This window comes from Rubritalea sp., assembly GCF_039830215.1.
Classification (GTDB): Bacteria; Verrucomicrobiota; Verrucomicrobiia; order Verrucomicrobiales; family Akkermansiaceae; genus Rubritalea.
Genome location: NZ_JBDOPO010000231.1, coordinates 1 through 2,570, shown reverse-complemented (window position 1 = coordinate 2,570; position 2,570 = coordinate 1). Strand labels below are relative to the sequence as shown.

The 2,570-nt window shown below is 50.4% G+C and carries 4 protein-coding genes; 2 read left to right on the top strand and 2 right to left on the bottom strand.

The genetic code is table 11. The features are described 5' to 3' along the window. Positions 1-472: 472 nt before the first annotated feature. Together ABGY95_RS07750 and ABGY95_RS07745 are read right to left on the bottom strand one after the other, a co-directional pair. Positions 473-712 carry a hypothetical protein gene (locus ABGY95_RS07750; protein WP_347441114.1) on the bottom strand — a complete coding sequence of 80 codons (240 nt, stop codon included), beginning with the start codon at positions 710-712 and terminating at the stop codon, positions 473-475. A gap of 25 nt (positions 713-737) precedes the next feature. After that, the gene (locus ABGY95_RS07745; RefSeq protein ID WP_347441113.1) at positions 738-920 is read right to left on the bottom strand and encodes a hypothetical protein; all 183 of its coding nucleotides are present in this window, start codon (positions 918-920) and stop codon (positions 738-740) included. 274 nt (positions 921-1,194) lie between these two features. Here ABGY95_RS07745 and ABGY95_RS07740 point away from each other — a divergent pair, with 274 nt between their 5' ends. Both ABGY95_RS07740 and ABGY95_RS07735 read left to right on the top strand, forming a co-directional pair. Further along, on the top strand, positions 1,195-1,977 hold the full coding sequence (locus ABGY95_RS07740; RefSeq protein WP_347441112.1) for a 7-carboxy-7-deazaguanine synthase QueE: 783 nt from the start codon (positions 1,195-1,197) through the stop codon (positions 1,975-1,977). 137 nt (positions 1,978-2,114) lie between these two features. Further along, the gene (locus ABGY95_RS07735) at positions 2,115-2,519 is read left to right on the top strand and encodes a hypothetical protein (RefSeq protein WP_347441111.1); all 405 of its coding nucleotides are present in this window, start codon (positions 2,115-2,117) and stop codon (positions 2,517-2,519) included. The last annotated feature ends 51 nt before the right edge of the window (positions 2,520-2,570 follow it).

Below are 2,570 nucleotides of genomic sequence, written 5' to 3'. Positions count from 1 at the left end.
CTAGGACTGATAGCTCTGCGCTTTTTTTAGTTGTGCCAACGAAGCTCCCCCCCCGCTAGTATCTGGCGTCACCAGTCTGGAGAGCGATTTATTTACACTGCACCCCAAGCTTTCTTAACAATTCACCATAAGGAATATCAGCATAAGCTCGGCTAACTCTTCACCTTTGGCTATATGCTTAGCACTAGTATCACGGTCGCCACTGTGGTAGGTACACTTGAGATAAAATAATGAACACAGCCTCTCGATATCTTTCTCAGCTTGGAGCGCAAAATCGACTATCGAGTCGCGTTTTAACTCACTCGGTATCTCCGTGAAATAGCCATTATCAAAATGGCTCGTCTAGCTCGCTGCCGACCACAACCAAATGGCACCTCTCCCCCTGCTGCTTTTCCTTCAACCTCTCGAGCATCTCTTGCCATAAAAGAAGGTAATACTTTTGTGTAGGAATCTAGATCCTCATTAGCTAGAATCACCTTTCCAACGAAGTGTAACATCCCCAGCCGTAGCAGGTCTGCTTGGCGGCCACCAGAACCAGGGCGAATTCCGGTTCAACGAGGAAACGCTCATACACATCATCCGCCATTGCCTCCATCTCCTCCTGAGCTCGGTCAAACTTGTTCTTCGACTCCACTGAGCCAACCAAAATACAGCCAACACTCTCGGCTCCTTTGATGAAGCGCTTCATCATTCCTCCACCTTGGCCACCCACTTGGAAACATGGTGAACATCTCTGCTCACTTACGCGCCATGAGAAACCCCTTCGGTAAGTAGACGAGATAGGTCCACTGAGCATCCTCACAGGTGATCGGCCCTGAAATCTGACCAGCTGTCGCATCACACATTACCATCTCTCTCCCCGCCTCCTTGACCAAGAGCTCATCGAGAAATTGCTGATCAACCTCAGAAAGGTCTGCCACCTTCACAGTCAGCTCACGCCCTTTATCAGTGAGTTAAGCCACGCGATCACATTGCCTCTTTGTGCGGTGAGCTTCGATCTCGGTTTCTAAGTGGCTAGTGCTAGTTCGGTCCTCACAGAAAGAAAGACAGCTCATCAAAATGAGCACACAACAGTATAATAGATTTTTTCATCATTTGAAGCAACAACAAGGTCCAGGTGAACTGGTGGCGCTAAGCTAGAACTAGCTCATTCCACCTAACTAGATAAAAAAAACTGTATCATCCGCACAATCTATGCTCAAAAATAGAACCATGTCAGCCACGCTCAAACTCGCTGTACTCAACGGCAAACCAGAGATCTTCCACACGCTCCAGGGCGAAGGCGTCAGCACCGGTATGCCATCGGTCTTTGTGCGCTCTTCTCTCTGTAACCTTCACTGCAGCTGGTGTGACACCGACTACACATGGAACTGGCAAGGCACACCGTGGACTCACGAGAACGACCAAGTTGCAGGCTACAAGAAATTCAAGAAATCCGACTACTTAATCGAAACATCGATAGAAGACGTCGCTGCGGAGGTCCTGTCCTATCCGTGTAAGAACCTCATCCTCACTGGCGGCGAGCCACTACTCCAACAAACGGGGTGGCTCGCACTCATCGCCCACCTGTGCAAGCTCGACTCAGGGTTCCGCTTCGAAGTCGAAACCAATGGCACCCAGCTCCCGAGCGAAGAAATGGCCAAGGCGATCGACCAATGGAATGTCTCAGCAAAACTCAGCAACTCAGGCAACGACCAAAGAGTGCGAGACAACCCGAAAGCGATGACCTTCTTTGCCCAGTCTCCTAGAGCGTGGTTCAAATTTGTCATCCAAGACCCACAGGACCTCGCCGAGATGCAACAACTCGAAAAGAAGTATTCCATCCCACGCCAGCGCATCCTCCTCATGCCCGAGGGGCGCGACGAAGCCACTCTTCACAAGCGCCGACTATGGCTAGCAGACCTCTGCCGCGACCACGGCTACCGGTTCTCTGACCGTCTCCACATCCAGCTTTGGGGCTCCAAACGAGGTGTTTAGTCAGCACTTTCATTTTTTGAAAAAAGAATGTAACTTTCCTGCAACATTTTCCTACCTCCCGAGTTTCACTCAGTAACAATACGCTCTATTCAAACACGAGCGATTTTGTAACCTCTCAGCAGAAAGAAAAATAAGCGATGAATAACACACCAGAAAACGACCCAGCTTGGGACCTTCTAGGCAAGGCTTCTAAACAAGAAGCCAGCCCGATGTTTTCCCGTAATGTCCTTCGCGCTATCCGCCTAGAGGAACAAGAAGCCACTCCGTGGTGGAAACGCTTACTCACACCTGCACCCATCGTTGGCACACTTGCCGCTGCCGCTGCCTGTGTAGCGCTCATTATCAGCACACCCAGCACCGCTCCTGAAACCGCCCCCAGTGTTGCAACTCACCAGCAACCCACAACCGCTGAAAACTTTGCTGAACTTGCCGAAGTCTACTTCGGCAATGACGACTTAGATTCCGTGATCAGCCCGATCTCCCTCATAGCCACTTCCGACTCAGACGCCCTCAGCGACCTCGACCTCTTCATCGATCTATAAGTCTTTGCTCTATTTATTTGTCAGCGTTAAGCTCGACCACGGTTAAAAACC